Below are 7,102 nucleotides of genomic sequence, written 5' to 3'. Positions count from 1 at the left end.
GTTTTTAGGCTATTTTTTTAGAAAAATGTTCCACACTTAGCTCAGAAGAGCCAAATTTATTGTATCAAGCCTTGTCACTACGAAAGAACCGCGATATATATCGGTTGAGGCGAATAAAAAAATTGGAGCGAAATCATTAAAGCAGAAAGAAGTCTACAAGAAGGATCCTGAAAAGGTTTTGCGAATAGAGCATACGATTCCGACCAAAGAGGTTGTGAATTATGTTCTGAAAGATGTGCTTGGCAATTCGAGTAAGATGAATGAAAGTTTACTTAAATCTTTTTTCGAAAAGATTTCTGGTTTTGCCTTAATTACTCGAGAAGAGGACAAAAAGTTGAGTGCTCGTAAGTTAGGTGCTAAACTTCCTAGCGATACATCGATAGACGATATTCTAAAAGATGCTTCGTTGCATTCTTGTCGCTATAAAAGCGCCGAGATAGATATGATTAATTTACACGAATAAAAAAAAGAATTCAAAATGAAGAATAAATTTACCTTGATAATGGCTCTTGCTACTGCGACATTGTTTGTCGCTTGTGGAGGATCGGGTGATACGAACACTGCGAGTGCTCCCGTAAATTCTCTGGATCCGATGGAAACGGCTATGTCTTCGGAGACGGTGATTGATATAGGCCTGTCGTCCTCTGAGCAGTTTGAGACTACCCCGTCTTCCACGTCTCAAGGGAGCGAAGATTTGGTTGATTATCGAGATGGAAATACCTATAGGACGGTGACGATTGGGCCGATGACTTGGATGGCGGAAAATTTAAGGTACCCTACAGGAACGTCGGCTTGTGAGAGTAATGAAGTAGAGTATGGCTGTTTTTACTCATGGGAAACTGCGATGTCGTCTTGTCCTGTAGGTTGGCATCTTTCAACTAAAGCAGAATGGGAAACTCTTATAGCAATAGCAGGAGGAGATTCCGCAAACAGAAAACTAAAATCAACGGGTGATGAATGGAAACGTTATGATGCTTCACGCATTCCGGCTGAAGTTGAGGGGCCTGGCTCGGATGATTTTGGTTTCTCGGGCATGCCTGCGGGGCGTTGGGATGCGTCTAGTCATGCGGGGCAGGGCTTGTATACCGCTTTTTGGGCTACTGAAAATTATAATGATGAAACATTTTATGCGTTTCAGCTTTCTGCGAATGCTCCTGATCAGCAAAATGACAGGCATTATACGTGGCAAAAGGATGATTATTCATTCTCTGTCCGTTGCGTAAAGAACTAACACCATTGACATCTTATCCACGGGAACTCCTTTGGGGGAGTTCCTTTTTACTTTTTAAAAGGTAATTTTCATATTGGAGTGAGCGCCTAGAGTAAGGAATGGAGTTCTTATGATGTTTGGTTTCAAGGTCAGGCGTATTGCCTGCGGTGTTTTGGCCGCTATGGTCATTTCGGCGGTGAGTTCTTTCGCGGTGACGAGTCAGTTCCGCGGGGTAAACTGGGCCGATAAACGCGACAATTTCGTGTCAGATGTACTGGTGCTTTCGGGCATGAGCCTTTCGGACAATTACCAGTCGGCGTCTGTTGTAGCGGACCGTGTGATTGGGCAGTTCCAGGAACTGTTCGGCACCAATAGCGTGCGCATTCCGGTGAACGAACCCACGATTCTCAAGTTCTGGGATACCTACACGGGTGTTATCGACATGGGCCTTTCCAAGGGCCGTATCGTGATGGGCTACTGGGGCCCCGCACAGCCTTCGGGCCCGAAGAATATGAATGACTGGTGGAGCATGTGGGCAAAAATCGTCGAAAAATACGGCGACCACCCGAATGCCTACTTTGAAATTTTCAACGAACCGCACATGTACAACAAGAGCCAACTGCGCGACCTTTATGCCCAATGGCTCGATAAATTTTCGGATGTACCGCGCGACCACATTCTGCTGGATGGCTCCGGCATGGCGCAGAACGTGCCCGACATTGCCGACGACCCGCGTTTCGAGGGTTGCCTTTTCGCGGTGCACGAATACACCTTCTGGAACATGAGCATCACCACCGAGCAGGGCTGGAAGAACAGTTTCAAGGGCAAGGTGGGCAAGTTCGCCGACCGTACCGTGTGTACGGAATGGGGCGGTGCCATGAGCCCGGGCGACAAGGCGGGCGTGCATTACGACTACATGGACTATAATTCTACTCCGACGAATTACTTTATGGCCTACATTCGCGGCATGTCCGACCAATTGCGCGAATGGGAAATGGGTAGTTTTTACTGGCCGGGGCTCCGCGATGGCGACTGGTATAGCATGACCAAGCGCAGCGGCGAAGGCGCTAACATCAAGCTTGAAATCGTGAACCAGTCGGGCGTAGACCGCATGAAAATGGCCTGGGCCGACACTGTCGAGACAACCCCGCTTGTGCGCGAGGCGTATAGCGGTGAACCTGCGGCGATTCCGGGTATAATCGAGGCCGAGAATTACGACAAGGGCGGAAACCGCTTCAGTTTCTACGACAAGGATGCTGCCAACAAGGGCGAGACCTACCGCGAAGATGCCGTAGATGTCGTTACCCTAGATGGCGCCACCTGCAACGACTCTGCCTGCAAGGGCTATGCAATTGGCTACACCGAGGCGGGCGAGTGGCTTGAATATAGCGTGAAGGTTGCTGCCGATGGCAAGTACGGCGTTCGCGCGAATGTGGCGACGGCTTCAGAGACCTCGAAAATCCAGCTGCTCGTCGATGGCAAGGTGCTTCTTGATACTATCACGATTGACAAGGTTGACACGACCTGGAATGTATACAAAGAAATGGATATCGGAACCGCTAACCTTACGGCAGGCGAACACATTCTGAGGCTAGTCATTGCGGGCAGCTATGTGAATGTGGACTGGCTCAAGTTCTGCGAGGGTGATGCCTGCGAGGCGGCTACGGGAATCCGTGAAATGATGCCCGCATCCGTTACCAAGACTTCGGTCCCGCGCCTCCGCAAGCAGGGCGGCCAGCTGTTTGTGGAAAGGAACGGCGTGCGTTTTGACTTGACCGGACACCGCGTTAAATAATATTCAAGAAAGGCGCTTGTAAATAAGAACGCCTCACGGCAACGTGGGCCGTTTTTTTTGCATAAAAAGATAAGGCTAAGCTTGGCGCTCGCTTGATGGTTCTCGATGTGAATGGTCGTGTCATGAAACGCGGTGTCATTTCGAATGGGTCTCAGCGTGTGGAACTTCCCAAGTCCGGCAGCTATACGGTATGTGTGGGCAAGGATGCCGCCCAGGTGAATGTTAAGTAACGGTTGTGCCGTCATTAACGGCCTCTGCCTTTTCAAGTCTTCCGGGGCCATGAAGTGGTGTCGGGTTCCAGCCGATGCATTACTCGGTGATAGAAATGTTCAATCGGTGCACCTTGTAGTGCATGACTCTCGGCGAAATACTTAAATCGCGTGCGGCAGCAGACATGTTGCCGCCGTTTCTTTTTAGCGCTTCGCTCAGGATTTCTTTTTCGTAGGTGTCCATGAGCGTCGAGAGCGGTGCAATTTTATTCGGAAGCATGGGCTTGCGGGCCGATTCATCGGTCTGCAAGGTGGGCGGCAGATTGTGCGAATGGATGCAGTCGTCGCTGGTGGCGAGGGCTGCGCGCTCGATGCAGTTCTCGAGTTCTTGCACGTTTCCGGGCCAGTGGTAACTCATGAGCATGTCGATCGCGGGCGTCGAGAGTCGCACCACATGCGTGCCGTACTTGAAATTTACTTGCGAAATAAAATGTTCTGCCAAAAGTAGAATGTCGCTTTTGCGCTGCGCCAAGTCGGGGAGCGTTATCTGCACGATGTTCAGGCGGTAGAATAAGTCTTCGCGGAAAAGTTTCTGCAGCATCATATCTTCGAGATTCTTGCTCGATGCGGCAATTAGGCGCACGTCGCTATGCAGGTGGATGTTGCCTCCTTGGCGGAAAAAGCTTTGGTCTTGCATGAACCGCAGCAGAATCTCCTGGCTTTTCGGGCTGAGTGCCGAGACGTCGTCCAGAAAGAGTGTGCCGCCATTTGCAATTTCGGCTTTGCCCAGGTGGCGGCTGTTTGCGCCGATGAAGGCCCCGCGTTCGTAGCCAAAGAGTTCACTTTCGAAAGTATTTGCGGGGTTACCGAAGCCTTCGCTCAAGTTTGCGCAGCCCATCACGACAAAGGGGTGTTCCTTGCGAGCGGAAAGTTCTGCGATGGTGTGGGCGGTGAGTTCCTTGCCCGTGCCGTCGTTGCCGTAGATAAGCACCTGTGCGTCGTTCTTGGCGCACTTCTTAATTTGCTTGTAGACCTCGCGCATTTCGCCGCTGTTGCCGACCATTTTGCCGGGCTTTTCGTCAATGATGTCGCGGAGTGCCTTGATTTCGGCTTTCAGCCGTTCTATTTCTTCGGATTCGGTCATCTTGCTTGTTTGCGGTCATGCTGACGGATATCTCCGTCGGCTTTTCATACCTAAACTTCTTATTACTTTTACATTTATGTAATAATATACACTAATTTTACAATATTGTAAAACATATTGTTTCAAAACCTGTAAAATTTGGGTGCCAACCCCCGTTTTTATTCCTAATTTCCTTCCATAAATTGAAAAACGGCCGTAAAACGGCAAACAAGAGGTTCAAAATGAGCGTAAGCTACCGCAAAAAGACCATCAACGAAATCGCAAAGGCCCCTACCGCGCCCGTCAAGCCGGCCAGTCCGGTGAATGTGGATTTCTACGGCGAAGACGTGTTCAACATCGACGCCATGCGTGAATACTTGCCCAAGGATGTCTGCGAAAAGCTGATTGCAACCATTAACGAAGGTGCCGCCCTCGATCCGAGTATCGCAGGCGATGTGGCCCACGCCATGAAGAAGTGGGCGATGGACCGCGGTGCCACGCACTTTACGCACTGGTTCCAGCCGCTCACCGGTTCCACAGCCGAAAAGCATGACTCTTTCCTTGAACCCGACGGTTGCCGCGCCATTATGGCCTTTAGCGGCAAGAACTTGATTGTCGGTGAACCGGACGCTTCTAGCTTCCCGAGTGGGGGACTCCGTTCTACGTTCGAAGCCCGCGGCTATACCGCCTGGGATCCGACCAGCCCGGCATTCCTCAAGCGCCACGGCAACGGCGCTACGCTCTGCATTCCGACTGCATTCTGTAGCTACACCGGCGAAGCGCTCGATAAGAAAACTCCGCTCCTGCGCAGCTTGCAAGCTCTTTCCAAGTCTACCCGCCGCCTCATGACCTGCTTCAAGGCGGGCCCCAAGAAGACGACGGTGACGCTCGGTGCCGAACAGGAATACTTCCTAATCGACAAGCGCTTTTACCTGCAACGCCCGGACCTGTATCAGGCTGGTCGCACACTGTTCGGTGCCGCTCCCGCGAAGCACCAACAGATGGATGACCACTACTTTGGTAGCATCCCGGCTCGCATTCTGAACTTCATGAACGAAGTGGAAATCGAACTCTGGAAACTCGGCATTCCGGCGAAGACCCGTCACAACGAAGTGGCTCCGGCCCAGTTCGAACTCGCTCCGATGTTCGAAGAAGTGAATCTCGCTTGCGACCACAACATGCAAATTATGGAAGTGCTCCGTAACGTGGCCGACAAGAATGGACTCGTTTGCTTGCTCCACGAAAAGCCTTTCGCTGGCGTGAACGGTTCCGGTAAGCACAACAACTGGTCCGTGTCTTACGGCAAGGGGAATCTCCTGAACCCGGGCAAGGACCCGCACCAGAACGCCGTGTTCCTCACCACGCTCTGCGCCATCATTTACGCGGTTGATACTCACGCCGACCTGCTCCGCATGACGACGGCTGGCGCCGGCAATGACCATCGCCTCGGTGCGAACGAAGCTCCTCCGGCCATCGTTTCCATGTTCCTCGGTGACCAATTGATGGACGTCATTGAACAAATTGAACAAGGCGTGCCTAAGTCCTCTAAGCAAGCTGGCGCGCTCCGCATCGGTGCCGACATGCTCCCTGCTTTGCCGCGCGACGCCACCGACCGTAACAGAACTTCTCCGTTCGCCTTCACCGGCAACAAGTTCGAATTCCGTGCACCGGGCTCCAGCCAGAGCTGTTCCGAACCGAACGTGGTTCTGAACACGATTGTGGCCGAAGCCTTCGACATGATTTCGGAACAGCTCGAAAAGCTTGACGAAAAGAACTTCCACACGGGCCTGCAAAAGATTTTGCAGAAGATCGTGAAGGAACACAAGCGCGTCATCTTTAACGGTAACGGCTACACCGATGAATGGGTCGCCGAAGCTGAACGCCGCGGTCTCCCGAATATTCGTACCTCCGTGGAAGCCCTCAAGGCTCTCACCAAGGAGGAAAATATTCAGTTGTTCGAAAAGTATGGCGTCATGAACCGCCGCGAAATGGAATCCCGCTACGAAATCAACGTCGAAGATTTCCACAAGCGCATCCACATCGAAGGCGAAGTCTGCCGCGACATGGCCAAAAACATCATCTTGCCGAAGGTCGTCGAAGCTTTCTCCAGCGCCCTCAAGACAAACGAAATGGCTCTGAACCAGGGCTTCCCCGGCGTCGATGCGTACGTGAAGTCTCTGGGTGAAGGCGTCAAGAACCTGAGCGCCGCCATCGCTACCATGGAAGAAAGCCTGAACGGCCTGCACGAAGGCATTCTCGATGCGATGGCCGCTTTGCGCAAGGTCGTCGACGGTCTTGAAAAGGTCGTCCCCGACGAAATGTGGCCTTTGCCGAAGTATCGCGAGATGTTGTTTATATACTAAACAACATTAGCCGAGCGTCGAAGGTGCTCGGCTCAATGCCGCTTCATTTATTAATGAAAAGCATGGGCTTTTCAAGCCTGTGCTGAGTTTGTTGAAGCAAAAGTACAAATTTTAAAGAAAACGGGCGGCTGTACAAAAGTCGCCCGTTTTAGAATTTTGCTAAGGGTTTGTTCTAGGAAAGCGTTGCCTTGATGGCGAAAATGTCAGATTCGGCCAAACCGGTGAATTCGATGATTTCGTTGATCGGCTTGTCTTTTATAAGCATTTTCCTTGCCATTTCGCGAGCTTTGGCGTCGGCACCTTCAGCGCGGCCTTCGGCACGACCTTCAGCACGGCCCTCGGCACGACCTTCAGCACGTCCTTCAGCGCGGCCTTCTTCACGGCCGATTTCAAGACCCTTGA

6 protein-coding genes and 1 pseudogene are annotated in these 7,102 nt (G+C 51.7%); 5 read left to right on the top strand and 2 right to left on the bottom strand.

The annotated features are described in order from the left end of the window. The first annotated feature begins 256 nt into the window (after positions 1-256). The 4 genes from Q0P86_RS16155 to Q0P86_RS16140 all read left to right on the top strand — a co-directional run bounded on the left by Q0P86_RS16155 (position 257) and on the right by Q0P86_RS16140 (position 3,235). Positions 257-463 carry a hypothetical protein gene (locus Q0P86_RS16155; RefSeq protein ID WP_295040906.1) on the top strand — a complete coding sequence of 69 codons (207 nt, stop codon included), beginning with the start codon at positions 257-259 and terminating at the stop codon, positions 461-463. 15 nt (positions 464-478) lie between these two features. Then, entirely contained in the window at positions 479-1,231 is a 753-nt protein-coding gene (locus tag Q0P86_RS16150) for an FISUMP domain-containing protein (protein ID WP_295040905.1), read from the top strand. A 109-nt stretch (positions 1,232-1,340) separates the two neighbouring features. Continuing rightward, entirely contained in the window at positions 1,341-3,005 is a 1,665-nt protein-coding gene (locus Q0P86_RS16145) for a cellulase family glycosylhydrolase (protein ID WP_295040903.1), read from the top strand. A gap of 92 nt (positions 3,006-3,097) precedes the next feature. Then, positions 3,098-3,235: a hypothetical protein gene (locus tag Q0P86_RS16140; protein ID WP_295040901.1), complete on the top strand. Its 138-nt coding sequence runs from the start codon at positions 3,098-3,100 to the stop codon at positions 3,233-3,235. A gap of 79 nt (positions 3,236-3,314) precedes the next feature. On the opposite strand, the gene Q0P86_RS16135 is transcribed toward Q0P86_RS16140, so the two are convergent. Then, positions 3,315-4,358, bottom strand: a complete 1,044-nt coding sequence (locus Q0P86_RS16135; protein ID WP_295040900.1) for a sigma-54-dependent Fis family transcriptional regulator — start codon at positions 4,356-4,358, stop codon at positions 3,315-3,317. A gap of 221 nt (positions 4,359-4,579) precedes the next feature. Between Q0P86_RS16135 and Q0P86_RS16130 the strand changes: the two genes are divergently transcribed. Beyond that, positions 4,580-6,700: a glutamine synthetase III gene (locus tag Q0P86_RS16130; RefSeq protein WP_295040898.1), complete on the top strand. Its 2,121-nt coding sequence runs from the start codon at positions 4,580-4,582 to the stop codon at positions 6,698-6,700. A gap of 172 nt (positions 6,701-6,872) precedes the next feature. Here the strand turns inward: Q0P86_RS16130 and Q0P86_RS16125 are convergent. Next, a pseudogene (locus Q0P86_RS16125) lies at positions 6,873-7,102 on the bottom strand (hypothetical protein); the annotation flags it as partial.

This window comes from uncultured Fibrobacter sp., assembly GCF_946062555.1.
Lineage (GTDB): Bacteria > Fibrobacterota > Fibrobacteria > Fibrobacterales > Fibrobacteraceae > Fibrobacter.
This window is presented reverse-complemented; position numbering and strand designations above follow the sequence as displayed.